This window comes from Nonomuraea longispora (assembly GCF_004348345.1).
Taxonomy (GTDB): Bacteria; Actinomycetota; Actinomycetes; order Streptosporangiales; family Streptosporangiaceae; genus Nonomuraea; species Nonomuraea longispora.
The window spans coordinates 1-19,182 of sequence record NZ_SMJZ01000094.1 but is presented as its reverse complement, the minus strand read 5'-3'; the positions used below and the strand labels follow the sequence as shown (position 1 = coordinate 19,182).

The window sequence follows — 19,182 nt, the reverse complement described above, 5'->3', positions numbered from 1 at the left end:
GCGAGAACCCCCACCCGATGACCTGGTCAGGTCAAGCTTCGGGCTAGGCTTCACTGGCGGAAACGCCCGGCACGCACCCTGAGCGCTGGAGCTCGCCGTGAGAGGGCAAGGCACGATGCCAACGAACGGCACCTCGGACGCGACCGTAAGTGCAGGTGCACGGGCCGCCGAACATCAGTCGGACAAGCGTCGAACATTCAGTCGGATAAGCAAGGAGCGAACCCGACGTAGCGAGCGGAGTGGAGGGCCGGCGCAAAAGGCACTCCACGGAGCGAGTGAGGAGGGTGAGCGACACATGGGAAGAGGACGGACCCCTCGTGGACCTGTTCGAACATCAGGCGAAGGAACTCTTCGCTGACTACGGCATCCCGGTGCCACGCGGCATCGTCGCCCACACCGTGGAGGAGGTGCGGTCGGCGGCCGAGGAGCTGACAGGCCGCGTTGTCGTCAAGGCTCAGGTCAAGACCGGTGGCCGTGGCAAGGCCGGCGGCGTGAAAGTGGCGGCCGACACCGCCGACGCCGTCGAGAAGGCCACCGCCATCCTCGGCATGGACATCAAGGGCCACGCGGTCCACAAAGTGCTCGTGGAGGAGGCCAGCGCGATCGCGGAGGAATATTACTTCTCCTTCCTGCTCGACCGCGCCAACCGCACCTTCCTCGCGATCTGCTCCGCCGCCGGCGGCATGGACATCGAAGAGGTCGCCCACACCGCCCCGGAGAAGGTCGCCAAGGTGCCCGTATCGGCACTGACCGGCATCGACCGCGCCAAGGCCCGCGAGATCGCGACGGCCGGCGGCCTGCCGGACAAGGCGCTCGACGGCGCCGCCGAGCTCATCGAGAAGCTGTGGTGCTGCTTCGTCGACGAGGACGCCACGCTCGTCGAGGTCAACCCGATGATCCTGTCGGCCGACGGCCAGGTGAAGGCCCTCGACGGCAAGGTCACCCTCGACGACAACGCCGTGTTCCGCCAGCCCGACCACGAGGCGCTCGCCGACAAGGCGGCCGAGGACCCGCTCGAGGCCAAGGCCAAGGAGAAGGACCTCAACTACGTCAAGCTCGACGGCGACGTCGGCATCATCGGCAACGGCGCCGGCCTGGTCATGTCCACGCTCGACGTGGTGGCCTACGCGGGCGAGCAGTTCCCCGGCAAGCCGTCGCCCGCCAACTTCCTCGACATCGGCGGCGGCGCCTCGGCCGAGGTCATGGCCGCGGGCCTTGAGATCATTCTCTCCGACCCCAGCGTCAAGTCGATCTTCGTGAACGTCTTCGGCGGCATCACCGCCTGCGACGCCGTCGCCAACGGCATCGTCTCGGCGTTCAAGCTGCTGGAAAGCCGTGGCGAGGCCGTGTCCCACCCGCTGGTGGTCCGCCTCGACGGCAACAACGCCCAGCTCGGGCGGCAGATTCTCGCCGATGCCGCGCTCCCGCGGGTCGAGCTGGTAGACACGATGGACGACGCGGCCAAGCGGGCCGCCGAGCTCGCTGCGGCAGGTGTGTGACCCATGGCCATCTGGTTGACTGACAACAGCAAGATCATCGTTCAGGGCATGACGGGCGGCGAGGGCACCAAGCACACCCGCCGCATGCTCGCCTCAGGCGCCCGCGTCGTCGGCGGCGTCAACGCCCGCAAGGCGGGCACCACGCACGAGGGCCTGCCCGTGTTCGGCACGGTCAAGGAGGCGATGGAGCAGACCGGCGCCGACGTGTCCGTCGTGTTCGTGCCCCCGGCGTTCACCAAGAACGCGGTCAAGGAGGCCATCGACGCCGAGATGCCGCTCTGCGTCGTGATCACCGAGGGCGTGCCGGTGCACGACTCGACCGAGTTCTGGGCCTACGCGGTGGCCAAGGGCAACAAGACCCGCATCATCGGCCCCAACTGCCCGGGCATCGCCTCTCCCGGCGCCTCCAACGCCGGCATCATCCCCGCCGACATCACCACCGCCGGCCGCATCGGCCTGGTCTCGAAGTCCGGCACGCTGACCTACCAGCTGATGTACGAACTGCGCGACTTCGGCTTCTCCACCGCCGTGGGCATCGGCGGCGACCCGGTCATCGGCACCACCCACATCGACGCGCTCCAGGCGTTCCAGGAAGACCCCGCCACCGACGCGATCGTGATGATCGGAGAGATCGGCGGCGACGCCGAGGAACGGGCCGCCGCCTACATCGAGCAGCACGTCAGCAAGCCGGTCGTGGCCTACGTAGCCGGGTTCACCGCGCCCGAGGGCAAGACGATGGGCCACGCGGGCGCCATCGTGTCCGGCTCGGCCGGCACCGCCCAGGCGAAGAAGGAGGCCCTGGAGAAGGTCGGCGTCCGCGTCGGCAAGACCCCCTCCGAGACGGCCCGCCTGATGCGCGAGATCATGCAGGCCCGCTGAGCGCCGCCTCCCCTGACAGCCCCGCACGGGATCCCGTGCGGGGCTTCGCGATGTTCTGCCGTACGCGTGCACGATTCCGGTACCAGGTCACGGGGTCACACCTCGGCCACGGAACACGGCCGGCGGGGCGCCGTAACGGCGGCGCGCCACTGACCGGTTCAGAGGCGTCTCCCTGGACAGACCCCGGGCACGGTCGGCGAGTGGGTGAGGGTGGCGGTGCCGTACGGGAAGGACTGGAGCAGTGCCGTGTGGCGGGAGATCGCGCGATCGCGGTCGCAAAGTGGGAGAGGGCCGCGCGCGGCGGGCACAAAGTAGGGGCCGGCGGCGCGTCAACCAAGCGCTGGTCGGGAAAGCTTGAGAAAATCGCCTACTGTGACGGCGATTCTCGACCAGCTACGTGCCGCCCCCCGGTCGGTGCTCGGCCGACTGCCAGGGGTCTCGAGCGACGATGACGAGACCAGGCGGCCGCTGCCCGTGTCGGGGATGCTGGCGGCCGCCGCCACGCTCGGCGTCGGGCTGGCGGCGCTCACCACGCTCACCCTGGTCGGCTGGATCGCCGCCCCGCGCGGGACGCTCGGGGCGGGGTTGCCAGGTGTGTTCCGCACGGCGGCGCAGCTCTGGCTGGCCGCGCACCACGCCGGGTTCGCGATCCCCGGCGGGCGGGTCGGCCTGCTGCCGCTGGGATTGATGCTGCTGCCCGCCGTGCTGCTCTACCGCGCGGCGCGGTGGATGGCCCGTGACGCCGACCTGCGGCTGCGCCTGCCCGCCCGGCTGCCGAAGAACAGCCCCAAGGCGCAGGCGAGTGCCCGGCGGCGGGCCCAGTTGGTGCTGGTGGTGCAGGCGGGGGTGTCGCTCGCGGCCCCTTACGCGCTGCTCGCCGGGTTGATCGCGCTCGTCGCGCGTAACGAGATCACGCAGCCCTTCCTGGGTGAGACGCTGCTCAGCCACTTCGTGCTGGCGTTCCTGGCGGGTTCGCTGGCCACGGCCCGGATGATCGGTCCATGGCGGGTGATGTTGCGGCTGCTGCCCGAGCGGGTGCGCGCGCTGACCGTCGGTACGGCCGTCGCCACGGCGGTGCTGCTCGTTGCCGGGCTCGCGCTCCTGCTCGTCGCCATCGTGCTGAACTTCGGGCAGATCATGGAGCTGTCCAGCGTGCTCTCGCCCGGGTTCGTGGGCGGGGTGCTGCTGGTGCTGCTGCAGCTCCTCTACGCGCTCAACGCCGTCGTGTGGGCCCTGTCCTACGTCGCGGGGCCGGGGTTCGCGATCGGCGCCGACACCCTGGTCGCGCCCACCGGGGTGCAGCTCGGCACCGTGCCGAGCCTGCCGTTGCTGGGGGCGCTGCCGGACAGCGGAACCATGCCGGCGTGGATGATGGTGGTGGTCGCGCTGCCGTTCGCGGCCGGAGCGGTGGCGGGCGTGATGGTGGCCAGGATCTCACCGTCGCCGTCCTATGAGGCGGCGCCGCTGTGGGGGTTCCTCAGCGGGGTCTCGACGGGTGTCGTGGCCGGCGTGCTGGCGGCGCTGTCCGGCGGGCCGATCGGCGGGGGCAGGCTGGCCACGGTCGGTCCCTCCCCCTGGGAGGTGGCGCTGTCGGTGGCGCTCGAGGTGGGCGTGGCCGCGGGCATCTCCGCCGGCGTGACGAACCTGCTGCTGATCAACAAACGTGCCCGTACGCCGCTGGACAAGGCGGCCGCGCCCGTGCGCAGGGCCGGGGCGGCGCTGGCCAAGGCGGCCAGCAAGGTGGGGCTGGCCGAGTCGGATCCGCGCCCGTTGCCCGGCCACTGGATGGACGCGACGGAGGCCGACACCCAGGAGATCCCCGTCATCAGGGACGACTGGCAGGACGAGCACGCGTCGGCGGCGGCCGAGACGCTGGCCCAGTCCCGCTCACGCGCGCCGGAGCCGAGGCCGGAAGACGCACGCCCTCCGCGTAAGGACATCGTGGACGAGTCGGACGACCGGGGCGGCCACGTCATCTACGTCGACCCCTACGCGTGGGACCGCGACTGACCGCCCACGCGGGGGTGATCGCCGCACGGTTGTTCGCGCGTGGCTTACGGCTGCATGGCGCCGAGCAGTTCGAGCACGTCGGCCGGGAGCTTGCGCTGCGCCGCTTCCCTGAACTGCGTGAAACACTCACCCTGGGACGACACCGTCCCCGCGCCCTTCATGCACTCCTGGTAGGCGGAGTATTCGTCCATGAGGTAGAGCTGCATCCCGGAGGCCATCGTGGACAGCGCCAGCGCGATCGCAGAGACGGTGATGCCACCCACGACGACCCCGGTGGGTTTGCCTTCGCCCTTGAGCAGTGGCAGCGCCTTGATGCCGGCCATGAGCGCGAACAGCGCCATGACCAGGCCTGCGAGCGGCAACATGAACGTCATGGCCAGCGCTGCGATGGACAACCAGATCGCTCGGCGGCCCGCCGATTCAGCGGGCTGCTGGCCTGCCGGCGCCTTCACCGGTGTCGACACCTGACCTCCTCTGCGTCGCCGGGCGAGGAACAGATACTCTGACAGCCCCACCCTGTTACCACCTGGGAGAGTGTGCGTGTCTAAGGTTGGGCGGCTCGTCGTCCTCGTCTCCGGCTCTGGAACCAACCTACAGGCCCTGCTGGACGCTTCTGCCGACCCGTCCTACGGTGCTCGCGTGGTGGCGGTCGGCGCCGACAGGGAGGGGATAGAGGGGCTGGTCAGGGCCTCGAAGGCAGGAATCCCGACTTTTGTGGAAAAAGTGGACGATTACGCGACGCGGGCGGAATGGGATGTGGCCGTCGCGGCCAGGATCTCCGCGTACGCGCCTGACCTTGTCGTGTCGGCGGGTTTCATGAAGATTCTCGGCAAGCCCACCCTCCAGGCGGCGCCTCTGCTCAACACCCATCCCGCGCTCCTGCCGTCGTTCCCCGGCGCGCACGGCGTGCGCGACGCGCTCGCCCACGGGGTCAAAGTGACCGGCTGCACGGTCATGCTGGCCGACGAGGGCGTCGACACCGGGCCGATCGTCGCCCAGGAGGCCGTGCCCGTGCTCCCTGACGACGACGAGGCCGTGCTGCACGAGCGCATCAAGACCGTCGAGCGCCGCCTGCTCGTCGAGATCGTCGGCCGGATGGCTCGCGAGGGCTGGACGGTCAGCGGACGCAGCGTCCGCATCGGCAACCACACAGGAGGGGAATCCACGTGACTCGCATCGCCATCCGGCGCGCGTTGATCGCTGTTTACGACAAGTCCGGGCTCGATGAGCTGGCGAGAGCCCTCGACGACGCCGGTGTGGAGATCGTCTCGACCGGCGGCACGGCCGCCGCGATCTCGTCCTTCGGGATCCCGGTGACGAAGGTGGAGCAGCTGACCGGGTTCCCCGAGTGCCTCGACGGACGGGTCAAGACGCTGCACCCGCGCGTGCACGCCGGGCTGCTGGCCGACGTCACCAAGCCGCACCACGTGACCCAGTTGGCGGAGCTGGAGATCGATCCGTTCCAGCTCGTGGTGGTCAATCTCTATCCGTTCCAGGAGACGGTGGCCTCGGGGGCGTCGGCGGAGGAGTGCGTCGAGCAGATCGACATCGGCGGGCCCGCCATGATCCGCGGCGCCGCCAAGAACCACAACACCTGCGCCGTCGTGGTCGACCCCGGCTCCTACGGCGACGTGCTCACCGCCGTGGCCGAGGGCGGCTTCACGCTGGCCGAGCGCCGGCGCCTGGCCGGCATCGCGTACGCCCACACGGCGTCGTACGACGTGGCCGTGGCCAACTGGTTCGCCGGCACGTACGGCGAGGAGGGTGATTTCCCGTCGTTCACCGGCGGCACCTACCAGCGCAAGGCCACCCTGCGCTACGGAGAGAACCCGCACCAGGGCGCCGCGCTCTACACGGGCGGCACGGGCGGTCTCGCCAACGCCGAGCAGCTGCACGGCAAGGAGATGTCCTACAACAACTACCTCGACTCCGACGCCGCCTGGCGGGCCGCGTGGGACTTCTCCGAGCCCTGCGTGGCCATCATCAAGCACCAGAACCCGTGCGGCATCGCGGTCGGCTCCGACGTGGCCGAGGCACACCGCAAGGCGCACGCGTGCGACCCCGTGTCCGCCTACGGCGGGGTGATCGCCGTCAACCGCGAGGTCACGGCCGAACTGGCCGGCCAGATCGCCGAGGTCTTCACCGAGGTGGTCGTCGCCCCCTCCTACGCCGCCGAGGCGCTGGAGACGCTGCGCGCCAAGAAGAGCCTGCGCCTCCTGGTGTGCGGGCAGGGCCCGTCACGGCGTACCGAGCTGCGCGAGATCGACGGCGGCCTGCTGGTGCAGTCGGTCGACAAGGTGGACGCGCCCGGCGACTCGGCCGCCCAGTGGGAGCTCAAGACCGGTACGCCGGCCACGCCCGAGCAACTGGCCGGCCTGGAGTTCGCCTGGCGGGCCTGCCGCTCGGTCAAGTCGAACGCCGTCCTGCTCGCCGCCGACGGTGCGACCGTGGGCGTCGGCATGGGCCAGGTCAACCGGGTCGATTCCTGCCGACTGGCGGTCACCAGGGCGGGTGAGCGCGCCGCCGGTTCTGTGGCGGCGTCCGACGCGTTCTTCCCGTTCCCCGACGGCCCGCAGGTGCTGATCGAGGCGGGCGTACGTGCGATCGTCGAACCCGGCGGCTCCATCCGTGACCAGGAGGTCATCGACGCGGCCGAGAAGGCGGGCATCACCCTCTACTTCACCGGCACGCGCCACTTCTTCCACTGATCATCCTCCAAAGGGCGACATGACCGATCATGTCGCCCTTTGGCCGTTTTGCGGCGAGCATTCCGTGCTTCCGGTTAACCTGATGCCTTCCCCAGTTCGCTCGTTCCCCGGAGTCTGCCTTGCTTGACGCGACCCTTCAGGCCCTCGTCACCGTGAACGGCCTTGCCACCAGCCCCTTCGTCCTTCTGGTGCTTGCCTTCATCGGTGCCTATCTGGGCACCCGCGTCGTTGAGATCATCCCGTTCACCCGCCGCATCATCGAACGCCGCGAGGCCCGGCTGACCGAGCCCGAGTAACCCGACCCCGGCACCCTTTCGCATCCGCACGGGAGGGAAGTGACGCCCGCGCGGCGGCCGGCTCGTGCTGCCACACGGGCACGCCGGACGGACACATCGCGATGAGAGCGGTACGGAACGGCGGACCGTGCGGGACGGGCGGCGGAGTTGCCGCCCGTCGCACTATGACGATGGTGAATGATCCAGCGCGAGCTTGGCCGCCCCCGCCAGAGAGGCCCGGACCCCCAGCACGGAGGGCACGACCCGGACGGCCCTGACGAAGGCGAGGCCCGCGACGTCGTCGAGCGCCCGCGCCAAGGGCTCGAACAGCACCTTGCCCGCCATCGACACGCCACCACCGACCACCACCCTCGTGGTTTCGGTCGCGGCCGTCACCGAGGCGATCATCCCCGCCAGCGCCCTGGACCCGCGCTCGAACGCCGCCAGCGCGACCGCGTCGCCCGCCGCCGCGTCCTCGGCCAAAGTACGGGCGTCGGCCGGCTCTCCTTTCCAGCCGTGACCGACGGCCCAGCGAACCAGGTTGGGCCCGCTGGAGTAGCGCTCCACACACCCCAGACCGCCGCACTCGCAACGCTCACCGTTCGGATCCACGGACATGTGCCCCACATGCCCGGCGTTACCCGTCGGGCCGAGCAGAGGCGAGCCGTTGATCACCAGGCCGCCACCGATGCCCGTGGAGACCACGATGCCGAGCAGCGTGTCGCTGCCCTGGCCCGCGCCCAGCCAGTGCTCCCCGAGGGCGAAGCACTGCGCGTCGCCCGCCAGCATGGTGGGCAGACCGGTCAGCCTGCGTACTTCGTCGCGCAGCGGGAACTCCCGCCAGCTCGGCATGTTGACCGGGCTCACGGTTCCGGTGGCGAGGTCGATGGGGCCCGCGCAACCGATGCCGGCGGCCACGGGCGGCGGGCCACCCGTGGTCACCTCCGTGACGAGAGCCGCCAGCGCGTTCATGACGTCCGCACGAGGTGTGGGCCGGGTGGCGGACCGCAGGATCGAACCGGTCTCGTCCACCAGCGCGGCGGCGAGCTTGGTCCCTCCGATGTCGATGGCGAGTACGCAGGTCATCAATGTCTGTGATGGTTGTCGGGCTGGCGGGGGTCGCCAGGATGCTCAAAGCCGGGAACGAGCTTCACCTTCTTGGCACGTAGGTCGTCGAGCCACCGCGCGAACGCCTGCCGCTGCGCCGCCCCCAAGAGGTATGGATCTTGGTGCGATGCATGGGACATCCGATGCGATTGTTGCTCCTCCAGGGCGGATCCTCCCATAAACCGCCCCGAAGTCGCTCCGGGGGTCATGGTTGCGGAAGTTTCCGAAGGTGAGATTGAGGTGGCATCGGGCGCCAGGTCGGAGGCAGGGTCCGGCCCGCCGGCGGTCCTACCCGCGAGGGTGCTCGCGGTCGGTTCCGAAGACCCGGCCGTCGAAGCTCCGGGCCGAGGCGACGGGGCCAGGCTCGGGGACTCGGCTCGGAGTGGTGCTGGGGTGAGGCTCGGGAAGGGAGGCGCCGAACGTGAGCCCGGAATTGGAGCCGAGCCCGAGCGGCCGGGTATGTGCGGGGCCGTGACCGGGGTGGCGATGGCGACGTGCCACCCGAGGCCGTCCTCGACCGGGCCGACGAGTGTGTCGTACGGATGGGACTGGATCGCCTCGGCGATCACGGCCGGCAGTGAGTCGAGCGTGATCGGCCCGAGGGGTTCGAGATCGGCGGGTGCGGCGTCGCACGCCTGCTCGCGATCGGTGAACAGCCGATGGCGTACGAGGTGCCGTGACGGGGAAGCGGGGGCGGGAGACGGCTTCCGACGCCATTCCGACGGGGTCACGACCCCGAGGGTGACATGGTCGAACACGGCGCGCACCCACGGGCTGCCGTTGTAGGCGGCGGCGTTGATGGAGCCGAGTTCGACGGCGGCCAGCCGATCCAGTGGCGGTCTCTCCTGCGGGCTCAGGCCGAGGCCGGTGGCCGTGCTCTCACACAGCGCCTCGGTGAGGATGACCTGCGTCAGCCACCTGGCGAGCTGGCGGTCCTCGGAGGTGCCAGGCACCGGAAGCGCGGCGCTGAGCGGGCCCTCTCGCAGGGCGGTGAGGCGGTCGTCGAGCAGCTTGCGGGAGATCGGGCGGCCATCGACCCAGCCGATCACCTCCTGGTGAGCGAAGTGCTTCGTCTCCGGGCCGGTGGCCGAGCCGGTCGGCGCTGCCGGCGAGGGGCCCGCCGTCCGAGTGGTCTGTGGATCTGGCCTCTGACCCGTTCGCCGGCCAGTCGTGTCCCCGCCCGCCGCAGAGGTCGTGGAGGGCCGGAGGCGGTGGGTCATCGGGTCACCTCCAGACGGACGGCGGGAGCGTACTGGCAGCGGCCGAACCACATGACCTTGGCCAGGGCCCAGGCGTGGCCGTCGGTGGCGTCCGCGGGGACCTCCACCGGGAACGACACCTCCGCCGTCTCGCCCGCGGTCACCGTGAAGCCCTGGATGACCTCAGGGAGCATGGCCCACGTGCCCCAGGGAGAGGCGAGTTGGGCCTCGCCGCGGATCTCGTCCGACGTCGTGTTGGCGAGCCGGAGCGTGAGCGAGGTGCGGTCGCCGGGACGGAGCGTCAGCGATTCGGTGGCGGGGGTGACCGACAGGCCCGTGGGGCGGGCGGTGGCCGACGTGGTGCCGCGGGTGGCTCTGCGCGGCTCCGCGGGGGTGTCCGCCACGGGCAGCTCAGGAGTGTCGCCGAAGGCGACCGTGGCGACGTCTTCGATGGCCTGGCCGCCCGCGGTGGTGCGGGCCGCGACGAAGTGGAGGCCGGAGCCCGGCCGGGGCGGAGGCGTCACCGTCACCGGGAAGCGAAGGTGGCCGCCCGGAGCGAGGCGGAAGGGGCGCTGGGCCGGGGTGGCGGCCCAGCCGTCGGGCACGCGGATCTCGGTCACGCCCTCATGGGGCTCGTCGGTCAGGTGGGAGGAGAGGACGACCTCCACCTGGAAGGGCTCCTGCGGCGAGGTGACGAGACCGGGGTCGATGGCGACGGAGATCGGCAGGTAGCCCAGCGGCGCGGGGCCCTTGTTGTGCAGCCAGTAGCGGCTGTAGACGGGCTGCGCCAGCTCGGTTTCCCGGCCGAACTCGGGCGCTTCGGCGGCGGGCAGGGTTGCGGGGGCGAGGTAGGTGGCGATCTCCGCGCCGGTCAGCGTGAGGTTGGTGGCCGGCCCGCCGGGACGTTCGAGCAGGTCGGCCTGGGCGAGCCGGTCGAGAGGGAGCACGGGGGAGGCGAGCGCGGCCTGGGAGCCCAGCCCGGTCGACTCGACCAGGCGGATGGTCACACCGTCGTCAGGCTGGTCAGCGCGGCCGTGGGCGTGCGGGTTGCCGGTGACCTTGAGGGTGCTCAGCAGCACGTCACGGGCCGGCGTGAGGGTCAGCAGGGAGTGCACCTGCGGCAGGTCGCCCTGCTGGGCGGTGTCGATCGTGCGGGGGAGCAGCGGGGTGATGTGCTCCTGCGCCGCGGCGGGCAGCCGCAGGGCCCGCCAGTCGCCCTCGCCGGCCATCAGGGAGTAGGAGAACTCGTGTGTCCAGTGCTGGAGCTGGAAACCCGAGCCGTCGGGTGTCGTGCGGTGGGGCGGATCAAGCCAGATGCCCGACGGCCAGCCCGTGCACGAGCGCATCAGGGACAGGTGCAGGGCGCCCGACGGGTCGACGGCGAAACCGGGCAGGCCGTAGGTGAGCAGCGCGACCGTACGGTCGTCGAGGTGCTCGGCGCCCAGCGGGCAGACCGCCTCGATCGTGGCGTCGGTGAGGTCGGCCACGAGGTCGGAAAGGGGGCCGGTGACGATCAGGGCGGGCAGGGCGCGTACGTCGCGCAGGTCGGCGCTCGGTTGCCAGACCTCCGTCAGCGGGCGCTCGGCGGGCACCCACACCCGGGACGCGCCTGACTTGAGCGCGTCGAGGTAGGCCGGGTCGGCGCGGGAGAGCAGCTCGGCGGCCAGCGGGTTGTCGTCGGGGCCGCCGATGACGATGCGTACGTCGGGCAGGTTGGAATCGACGTCGAGCCAGCCGTAGCGGGTGCCGGGCGCGGAGGACGTGGTGGCGGTCACGCCCACGCGGGCCAGGGCCACCACCAGCTCTCGGGCCTTGGGCGCGTCGTCGAGGGCGGGCACCACGACCTCGGCCACGCCCAGCGCCCGCGCGCCCGCCTCGCCGAGGTCGACCTTCGCCGTGGTGGACAGGCCGAACCAGGTGTTGGCCGGGTTGTCGAGGGTCCACGGGTGCTCGGCGGTGTCGACGTCGGGGAGCGCGAACCCGCGCCCCACCACGGCGCCGGCCACGTCGGACACCGGCAGCGCCCCGTCGACGCGGGCGGGGAACCGCACGCGGAGCAGGCGGTCGGCGCCGGTGTGGTCGAGCACGCGGGTGGTGAAGTCGATGCGGTCGGAGCCGGTCGGCAGGGTGACGGTCTGCTCGTAGACGATCTCGCCGACCTGGCCCGTGACCGTCAGGCGGCGGCCGATCGGGCTCGTCTGCGCGCTCGCCGACAGCGCCCGCGTCTCGGCGGAGCCTTCGGCCTGGCCGGTGGGGATGAGATGCCAGGGGCCCTCGCCCATGTCGGGGTGTTGCGGATATTCGTGGTAGAGGCGCAGCTCGTTGCCGGGGCCGGTGAGCAGTTCGCGGCCCGAGGCGAGGTCGAGGATGGAGGTCAGCACCCCGCCACGTGCCGGATCGGCCGTGACGCGCCACCTGTCGTTCTCGATGGTGACGGGCGCGTCAGCGGCGGTCGGCCTCTGGTCGGAGGCGGCCGACGCCGGCCGGGTCTCCTGGTCGGCGGCGCGGGCCGCAGCGGCCTGACCCTGCCAGGAGCCGGGGGAGCCCGGCACCACGCGATAGGAGCGCCAGCCCAGCGAGGGCACGTCGCGGGCCAGGAAGGTCAGCGTGTCGCCCTCCACTACGGCGGGGAGCTCGACTCCGGAGAGCTCGGCCCCGGAGAGCTCGGCCACGGTGTGACCGGCGGGGACGCGCACGCGGACCAGGCCGTCGCGGGCGAAGGGCAGGGTGTTGGTCACCACCACGCTGTGGCCGTCGAGCGTGATCTGGCCGGTCAGAGCGTCGAGCGCGCTGTCGCGGGCGGCCGCGGCCAGGTCGTGGGCCTCGCGCCAGCCGGTCAGCAGGTCGATGTAGACCTGGTCGGACTCGGAGCCGGTGATCGCGTCGTGGTGCGCGCCGTAGGCCAGTTGCCGCCAGGCCTTGTCGAGCGCGGTGTGCGGGTAGCGGCCGAGCCCGAGCAGCGCGGCGAACGCCGACAGGCGCTCGGCGTCGAGCGCCGCCACCTCGGCGGCCCGCTGCGCCTGCTTGGTGTCGATGTAGGAGACGTCTTTGCCGGTGTAAATAGGGTTCATGTCGCGCGTCTGAGGGCTGAACGCCGGCAGCTCCGCGCGGACGGCGTCGAGGAAGTCGCGTGGTGTGGCGCAGACGAACCTGGGCCACACGTAGCGGGAGGCCCACGTGCGGTGGATGTCGGTGACCCACTTGTTGGGCGGCGTGTAGTCGGTGCCGACAGGGAGCAGGATGTTCTTCGTCGCGGCGACGGGCTTGAGCGAGCGGTAGAGGTCGTAGACCGCCTGGCAGGCATCGTCGAGCGAGGGCGAGGAGTCCATCCACCAGCCGGCGGAATAGTGGGCGGGCATGTAGTGGGTCAGCACGCCCTGCCCCGACGGCGAGATCCACTCGAACTCGCTGGGGAACTGCATCAGCGCCGCGTCGTTCTTGGCCTGCTTGAAGTTCTTGCTGATCGGGCCCCACTGGTGGAACGGCCCGCGTGCCCACGCGCTGCCGGTCAGCCCGGCCGCCGCGAGGTGGCCGGGGAACTGCGGGTCGTGCCCGAACACGTCGAGCTGCCAGGCGGTGCGCGGATCGCCGCCCAGGATGTCGCGCTGGTAGCCGATGCCGTAGACGAGGTTGCGGATCGTGGTCTCCGCGCCGGTCAGGTTGGTGTTGGGCTCGTTGTAGGTGCCGCCGATCAGCTCGACGCGGCCCTCCGCCATGAGGGCCCGCAGGTCGGCCCGCCGCTCGGGGTGGGTGTCGAAGAACGGCTTGAGATAGTCGACCTCGGCCAGCACGAAACGGTAGTCGGGATCGCGCAGCGCCAGCTCGATGTGCGCCTCGACCAGCGCGAACGCGTTGCGCTCGTACAGTGGCCTGGTCGTGGAGTCGGCGGAGAGCAGCTCCCACGGGCTGGTGTAGGCGGCCTGCGTGTTCCACCACACCGGGTCGTAGTGGAAGTGGGAGACCATGTGCATGGTCCAGCCCGGCTCCTCGGCTGTGACGGTGACCTCCAGGGACTCCTCGCCCAGGGTGAGCCGGCAGGGCACGGCGGCGCCCGGTGACGCGGACACGGCCATGGGGGCCTCGACCACGCCGGCCGTGGCCGGAACGCTCACGGGCCCGGCCAGGCGGACACCCTCGCCGCGCAGGTCGAGCGACGTCTCCTGGTCTCCTGCGGCGACGGTGACGCGCAGCACTTGATGCGGCTCGTCACGCGAGCCCACGAACAGATCGGTCGACTCTGCGGACAACAGGCGGGTGGGCAAGGGGGGACCTCCTGAGCTTGTTGCTGGCGCCCGTAACACTAAGCCTTTGAAAGATCAATGACAACGATGTCAACAACTGCCTGTGGATATCCTGATCCAACTGCCTGGGGTCTGTGGATAACCAGTGGGCCCGACTCGTTTCTCCGTCACGTACGCGATCACCGTTCCACCCCCGCCGCGAACCCCCGCACACCCTGTACGGCGGTCGCGACGAGGCATGGAAGGATTGCCGCATGAGCGCAGTGAAACTCGATGGCAAGGCCACCGCCGCCAAGATCAAGGCCGACCTCACGACCCGGGTGGCCGCGCTGAAAGAACGCGGCATCACGCCCGGCCTCGGCACCGTGCTCGTGGGCGACGACCCCGGCAGCCAGATCTACGTCGGAGGCAAGCACCGCGACTGTGCCGAGGTGGGCATCTCCTCCATCCGCGTCGATCTCCCCGAGACCGCCACGCAGGCCGAGGTCGAGGCGGCCATCGACGAGCTCAACGCCTCCCCGGAGTGCACCGGCTACATCGTCCAGCTGCCCCTGCCCAAGCACCTCGACACGATGGCCCTGCTGGAGCGGATGGACCCGGCGAAGGACGCCGACGGCCTCCACCCGATCAACCTCGGCCGCCTCGTCCACATGGTCGAAGCGCCCCTCCCGTGCACCCCGCACGGCATCGTGCTGCTCCTGCAGGAGTACGGCGTGCCGATCAAGGGCGCCGAGGTGGCCGTGGTCGGCCGTGGCATCACCGTGGGCCGCTCGCTGGGCCTGCTGCTGACCCGCCGCAGCGAGAACGCCACCGTGACCCTCTGCCACACCGGCACCCAGGACCTGGCCGGCCACGTGCGCAGGGCCGACATCGTGGTGGCGGCGGCAGGCGTTCCCGAGCTCATCACACGCGACATCGTCAAGCCCGGCGCGGCCGTGCTCGACGTGGGCGTCTCCCGCGTCAACGGAAAGATCGCCGGGGACGTGGCGCTCGACGTCGAGGAGGTCGCGGGCTTCCTCACCCCCAACCCGGGCGGGGTCGGCCCCATGACACGCGCCCTCCTGCTCTCCAACGTGGTGGAGGCCGCTGAGCGGCTCCAGACAGGCGCTTCCGCCGGCTGACACGGGCGGCAGGCGGCACCTGCCACACCTGCCATCGCGCGGTCGCGGGAGTGCGTGCCGGGGTCAACCGCGGGGTTCCGTCAAGGCTGGAAGTCGAGATCCACAGCCACCGTCACGTCGAGCAGCAAGGGCTCCTCGCGGGCCGCCAGATTGGGCACGACCTCGTCGAGCGTCGCCGTCAACTCGTCGTACGAATCCACCCGCCGGGCCGGGCAGCCGAGCGACCTGGCCAGGCCGCGCACGTCCACCTCGGTGAACGGCGGCCACGGCGCCTTGCCGCCCTGGTCGTCGGCCAGCCGGTCCATGACCGCGTACCGGCCGTTGGCGAGCACGACGAACAGCGCTCCCACCCGGTAGTGGGTGGCGCTCCACAGGGCGTGCAGCCCGTACAACGCCGCCCCGTCGCCGACGACCGCGACCACCGGGCGGTCGGGCAGCGCCATGCGCAGTCCCACGGCGGCGGGCACGCCGAAGCCGAGGCCGCCCATGGCGGCGGAGACGAAGCCCAGCGAGGTTCGCGCCGGCACGAGCCGGTGCAGGTCGGGGCGGGAGGACGGAGTCTCCTCGACGAGCACGGTGTCGGCGGGCAGCCGACTGGCCAGCGCGCTCAGCACGTGCGCCGCCCGTAGCGGCCGCCCGCGCAGCGGAGCATCGTCAGGGCCGGATGGAGAAGCGCCCGGCGCGGTTGCCCGGGGTGCGGAAGCGGTTCGGGTGGGGAGCAGGGTGGTCAGGCGGGCGCAGACCGCGGCGGGGGAGGCCAGGTAGGCCAGGTCGGCCGGGCTGCGGTGTGCCTCCGCCGGGTCGTCGGTGACGAGCGCGACCGACGTGCCAGGGGCGACCAGCGGGCCGGGCGCGTATACATACTGGCGGAACACCGGCGCGCCCACCGCGAGCACCACGTCATGCGGAGCCAGCCGTTCCCGCAGCCGTGCCCTGTCGGCGGGCAGGACGCCGGCGTACTGCGGGTGGTCCTGCGGAAAGCCGGCCCGTGCCCCGAACGACTCCTGGAACACCGGACACCGCAGCCGCTCGGCCAGCGCGACCAGGGGATCCCACGCGGCCCCCGCGCCCGCCACGATCGCCGGGGACCGCGCGCCGGTCAGCAGCTGCACGAGCGGCGCCAGATCGGCGTCCGGGACTGCGGCCGGCCGCAGCAGCCGGGCGGGCGCCGCGAGGACCTCGCCGTCGAAGGGCGCCCGCCAGTCGTCCATCGGCACGATCACCAGCGCGGGCCCGCGGGCCGTGACCGCCTCGTGCCAGGCGCGGGCCAGCGCACCAGGTACGTCCTGCGCCCGCGCCGGCTGGTCGGCCCACACCGGATAGTCGCCTGCCAGTCCTTCGAGCCGCCCGGTCAGGAACGGCTCCAGCGCCACGTGCCGGCGGTCCTGCTGCCCCACAAGGATCACCAGGGGCGCCCGGTTGACCCGGGCGGTGGCGATGGCGCCGACCGCGGTGCCCAAACCCGCGGTGGTGTGCAGGACGACCAGGGCAGGGGCTTCGGTCCCGATGGCCCAGCCGGTCGCCATCCCGACCACGGACGCCTCGTGCAGCGCGAGCACGAAGCGCAGGTCGTCGGGCAGGTCCGTGAGCAGGGGCACCTCGGTGGAGCCCGGGTTGCAGAAGACCGTGGTCAGCCCCCGGCTCCTCAGCACGTCGAACGCGGCGTCCCTGACGGTGCTCATCGCTACCTCCTTGCCCGCTGGATGTGCCCTGTAGACGTGCCCGCGTGCCCGACGGCGAGCACGTCGCCCGGGATTCAGCGGGCGCGGTAGCGGTCGGTGGCCTCCCTGGTGGCGCGGATGGCGGCGTCGGCCCTGTCATACGTACGCTGCGCCAGCCCCACGAAGATGCAGTCGACGATCAGCAGCTGGCTGATCCGGCTGGCCAGGGCGCCTGGCCGGAAGGCCGTCTCGCGGCCCGCCGACACCAGTGTGTGGTGCGCCATCCCGGCCAGCGACGATCGGGGGTTGTTGGTGATGCCTACGATCAGTGCGCCGGCCTCGGCCGCGGTCCTGGCGGGCACCAGCACGTCGGGCGTCTCGCCGCTGCAGCTGATCGCCACCGCCACGTCGCTGTCCTTGAGCAGCGCCGCGCTGGTGAGGGCCAGATGGGCGTCGCTGAACGGATGGCTGGACAGGCCGATGCGCAGCAGCTTCTGCGACATGTCGGCGGCCACCAGGCCGGAGGCCGCCACGCCGTACACGTCTACCCGCCGGGCCGTCGAGATGGCCTGCACGATCTCGCCCAACTGGTCGGGGTCGAGTTGCGCCGCCGTGTCGGCCAGCGCCTCCGACTCGGCGCGCGCGACCTTGGCGATCACGTCGGTCAGCGGGTCGTCGGGGGCGAGGTCGCCGGGGACCAGTCGTTCGGGCTCCTTGGCGACGGCCGCGGCCAGCGCGAAGCGCATCTGCGAGTATCCGGCGAAGCCGAGCGCCCGCGCCGTGCGCACGATCGTCGCCTCGCTGGTGCCGGACACCGCGCTGAACTCGGTGATCGTGCTGCGCACGACCAGTCCGGGATCGTCGAGGATGATGCGGGCGATGGACTGCGCGGCGGGGGTGAGCGACGGCAGCACGGCGCGTACGGTCGCGACCGGGTTCGCGGGTTCGGCGCTCAAAGCAGCAGCCATTCCGCCGCCGCGAGGGCGGACACGCGGGAGATGCCGTGGGTCGCCACATGAGTGCACCCGGGGGTGGCGCCGTCAGGCGGTGCGGGGATGCCGGTGTCGACCACGATCACGTCGGGCCTGCGCGCGAGGGCCGTCGCCACGGTCTCCCGCACCCAGGGGTGCCGGGCGGCGTCGTGCACCACGAGCACGACCGGCCGTTCGTCGAAGGGCGGCAGCTCGCCCTGCGGCTCCATCTGCACCCTTGCCGTGCCGGGCAGCAGGGAGGTCAGGGCGGCTGTGACGCCGGTCGGCGTGGCCGGGTCGACCGCCTTGCTGAAGCGGGTGTTGACCTCGACGACCAGGGGCGCGCGGTCGAGCGCGGGGGTGCCGGAGGTGGCCAGCGCCGCCCTGGCGGCCTCCAGGCCGACGCCCTCGTCGACGTCGCCGCGGGCCTTGTCACGCAGTTCGGCGCGGGCGGCGTACCAGCCGGCGAGGGCGCTCACCCGGCCGGCCGCCTCCGCCAGCCGCTCCTCCTTCAGCGTCCCCTCGCGCACGGCGGCCACGATCGCGTCGCGGATCTCGTGCAGGCTCTCCTCGGTGGACAGCCCCACGCAGATCGCGTCCACGCCCGCGTCGAGGGCGCGCACAGCGATCTCGCCGGGGGTGAACATGTCGGCCACCGCCTGCATCTCGATCGCGTCTGTGACGAGCATCCCGCCGAAACCGAGCTCGCCCCTCAGGAGCTCGGTCAGGATGGTACGGCTGAGCGTCGCCGGCATCGACGGATCGAGAGCGGGAACGAGCAGGTGGCCCGACATGATCGAGCGCACCCCGGCGTCGATCGCGGCACGGAAGGGCGGCAGGTCGCGTTCGGAGAAGAGCTCGCGCGAAGCGTGCACGGTGGGCAGCGCCAGGTGGGAGTCGGTGACCGTGTCGCCGTGTCCGGGGAAGTGTTTGGCACAGGCGGCCACGCCCGCGCCCTGCACGCCGTTGACGTAGGCGACGGTGTGGCGGGTGACCAGGTCGGCGGTCGGGCCGAACGAGCGTACGCCGATCACCGGGTTGGCCGGGTCGGAGTTCACGTCGGCTGAGGGCGCGTAGTCGAGCGTGATGTCGAGCTCGGCGAGCATCCTGCCGATCTGCCGGCCCACCCGCTCGGTGAGTGCCACATCGTCGACCACGCCCAGCGCCCGGTTGCCGGGGAAGGAGCTGCCTTCGGCGACCTCGAGCCTGGTGACCGCGCCGCCCTCCTCGTCGATCGCCACGACGGTGTCCGGGTTCTCGGCACGGAACTGCCGTACGAGATCGGCGTCGATGGCGTTGCGGGCGAACAGCACCACGCCGCCGAGACCCTCGCCCAGCGCCCGGCGCAGCCACTCGGGAGCAGAGGTCCCCTCATACCCCGGATGCAGCACCGTCATCGCCAGTCTGTACAGGTCACCGCTCATCGGCATTTTCCTTCACGATTGTTGATCTGAAGGTAATTTTCTGTCATTGTCGCCCTCGACACAACCACTTCCGAGAGGCCCACCCCC

Annotated in this window: 14 protein-coding genes; 7 read left to right on the top strand and 7 right to left on the bottom strand. The window is 71.5% G+C overall.

The window, feature by feature from the left end; genetic code table 11:
• Positions 1 to 317 precede the first annotated feature (317 nt).
• The 3 genes from sucC (at position 318) to E1267_RS23635 (ending at position 4,388) form a co-directional block, all read left to right on the top strand.
• Complete coding sequence (gene sucC / locus E1267_RS23645; protein ID WP_132335044.1) at positions 318 to 1,499, top strand: ADP-forming succinate--CoA ligase subunit beta; 1,182 nt, start codon at positions 318 to 320, stop codon at positions 1,497 to 1,499.
• A gap of 3 nt (positions 1,500 to 1,502) precedes the next feature.
• The gene (sucD, locus tag E1267_RS23640) at positions 1,503 to 2,378 is read left to right on the top strand and encodes a succinate--CoA ligase subunit alpha (RefSeq protein WP_132335022.1); all 876 of its coding nucleotides are present in this window, start codon (positions 1,503 to 1,505) and stop codon (positions 2,376 to 2,378) included.
• Positions 2,379 to 2,750: 372 nt separating this feature from the next.
• Positions 2,751 to 4,388: a cell division protein PerM gene (locus tag E1267_RS23635; RefSeq protein WP_132335020.1), complete on the top strand. Its 1,638-nt coding sequence runs from the start codon at positions 2,751 to 2,753 to the stop codon at positions 4,386 to 4,388.
• A 44-nt stretch (positions 4,389 to 4,432) separates the two neighbouring features.
• Here E1267_RS23635 and E1267_RS23630 read toward each other — a convergent pair whose 3' ends face one another.
• Positions 4,433 to 4,852 carry a hypothetical protein gene (locus E1267_RS23630; RefSeq protein WP_246064189.1) on the bottom strand — a complete coding sequence of 140 codons (420 nt, stop codon included), beginning with the start codon at positions 4,850 to 4,852 and terminating at the stop codon, positions 4,433 to 4,435.
• Positions 4,853 to 4,928: 76 nt separating this feature from the next.
• Here E1267_RS23630 and purN point away from each other — a divergent pair, with 76 nt between their 5' ends.
• The 3 genes from purN (at position 4,929) to E1267_RS44535 (ending at position 7,392) form a co-directional block, all read left to right on the top strand.
• The gene (gene purN, locus E1267_RS23625) at positions 4,929 to 5,558 is read left to right on the top strand and encodes a phosphoribosylglycinamide formyltransferase (RefSeq protein WP_220449641.1); all 630 of its coding nucleotides are present in this window, start codon (positions 4,929 to 4,931) and stop codon (positions 5,556 to 5,558) included.
• A complete protein-coding gene (purH, locus tag E1267_RS23620) occupies positions 5,555 to 7,096 on the top strand; it encodes a bifunctional phosphoribosylaminoimidazolecarboxamide formyltransferase/IMP cyclohydrolase (RefSeq protein WP_132335017.1) in 1,542 nt (513 codons plus the stop codon). The genes purN and purH overlap by 4 nt, the downstream gene beginning before the upstream one ends.
• Positions 7,097 to 7,215: 119 nt before the next feature.
• Complete coding sequence (locus tag E1267_RS44535; RefSeq protein WP_165959754.1) at positions 7,216 to 7,392, top strand: hypothetical protein; 177 nt, start codon at positions 7,216 to 7,218, stop codon at positions 7,390 to 7,392.
• Between the two features lie 162 nt (positions 7,393 to 7,554).
• Here E1267_RS44535 and E1267_RS23615 read toward each other — a convergent pair whose 3' ends face one another.
• Genes E1267_RS23615 through E1267_RS23605 form a run of 3 tightly spaced genes read right to left on the bottom strand, consistent with a single transcriptional unit; the run spans position 7,555 to position 13,939 of the window.
• Entirely contained in the window at positions 7,555 to 8,457 is a 903-nt protein-coding gene (locus E1267_RS23615) for an ROK family protein (RefSeq protein ID WP_132335015.1), read from the bottom strand.
• Entirely contained in the window at positions 8,457 to 9,698 is a 1,242-nt protein-coding gene (locus E1267_RS47980) for a DUF7158 domain-containing protein (protein WP_425465092.1), read from the bottom strand. Before E1267_RS47980 ends, E1267_RS23615 begins: the two co-directional genes overlap by 1 nt.
• Complete coding sequence (locus tag E1267_RS23605) at positions 9,695 to 13,939, bottom strand: glycoside hydrolase family 38 N-terminal domain-containing protein (protein ID WP_132335011.1); 4,245 nt, start codon at positions 13,937 to 13,939, stop codon at positions 9,695 to 9,697. The genes E1267_RS47980 and E1267_RS23605 overlap by 4 nt, the downstream gene beginning before the upstream one ends.
• A gap of 233 nt (positions 13,940 to 14,172) precedes the next feature.
• Between E1267_RS23605 and E1267_RS23600 the strand changes: the two genes are divergently transcribed.
• The gene (locus E1267_RS23600; RefSeq protein ID WP_132335009.1) at positions 14,173 to 15,039 is read left to right on the top strand and encodes a bifunctional methylenetetrahydrofolate dehydrogenase/methenyltetrahydrofolate cyclohydrolase; all 867 of its coding nucleotides are present in this window, start codon (positions 14,173 to 14,175) and stop codon (positions 15,037 to 15,039) included.
• An 80-nt stretch (positions 15,040 to 15,119) separates the two neighbouring features.
• Here the strand turns inward: E1267_RS23600 and E1267_RS23595 are convergent, their stop codons facing one another.
• From E1267_RS23595 to E1267_RS23585, 3 genes are all read right to left on the bottom strand, one after another.
• Complete coding sequence (locus tag E1267_RS23595) at positions 15,120 to 16,721, bottom strand: thiamine pyrophosphate-dependent enzyme (protein WP_132335007.1); 1,602 nt, start codon at positions 16,719 to 16,721, stop codon at positions 15,120 to 15,122.
• Positions 16,722 to 16,795: 74 nt separating this feature from the next.
• Entirely contained in the window at positions 16,796 to 17,656 is an 861-nt protein-coding gene (locus E1267_RS23590) for a MurR/RpiR family transcriptional regulator (protein ID WP_132335005.1), read from the bottom strand.
• Positions 17,653 to 19,095, bottom strand: coding sequence for a glycoside hydrolase family 3 protein (locus tag E1267_RS23585; protein ID WP_132335003.1), 1,443 nt, complete (start codon positions 19,093 to 19,095; stop codon positions 17,653 to 17,655). Before E1267_RS23585 ends, E1267_RS23590 begins: the two co-directional genes overlap by 4 nt.
• Between the last annotated feature and the right edge of the window lie 87 nt (positions 19,096 to 19,182).

Coding starts and splice junctions, on each gene's coding strand:
- sucD (WP_132335022.1), top strand. CDS start 1,503: ATGGCCATCTGGTTGACTGACAACAGCAAGATCATCGTTCAGGGCATG.
- E1267_RS23595 (WP_132335007.1), bottom strand. CDS start 16,721: ATGAGCACCGTCAGGGACGCCGCGTTCGACGTGCTGAGGAGCCGGGGG.
- E1267_RS23615 (WP_132335015.1), bottom strand. CDS start 8,457: ATGACCTGCGTACTCGCCATCGACATCGGAGGGACCAAGCTCGCCGCC.
- E1267_RS23585 (WP_132335003.1), bottom strand. CDS start 19,095: ATGAGCGGTGACCTGTACAGACTGGCGATGACGGTGCTGCATCCGGGG.
- E1267_RS47980 (WP_425465092.1), bottom strand. CDS start 9,698: ATGACCCACCGCCTCCGGCCCTCCACGACCTCTGCGGCGGGCGGGGAC.
- E1267_RS23600 (WP_132335009.1), top strand. CDS start 14,173: ATGAGCGCAGTGAAACTCGATGGCAAGGCCACCGCCGCCAAGATCAAG.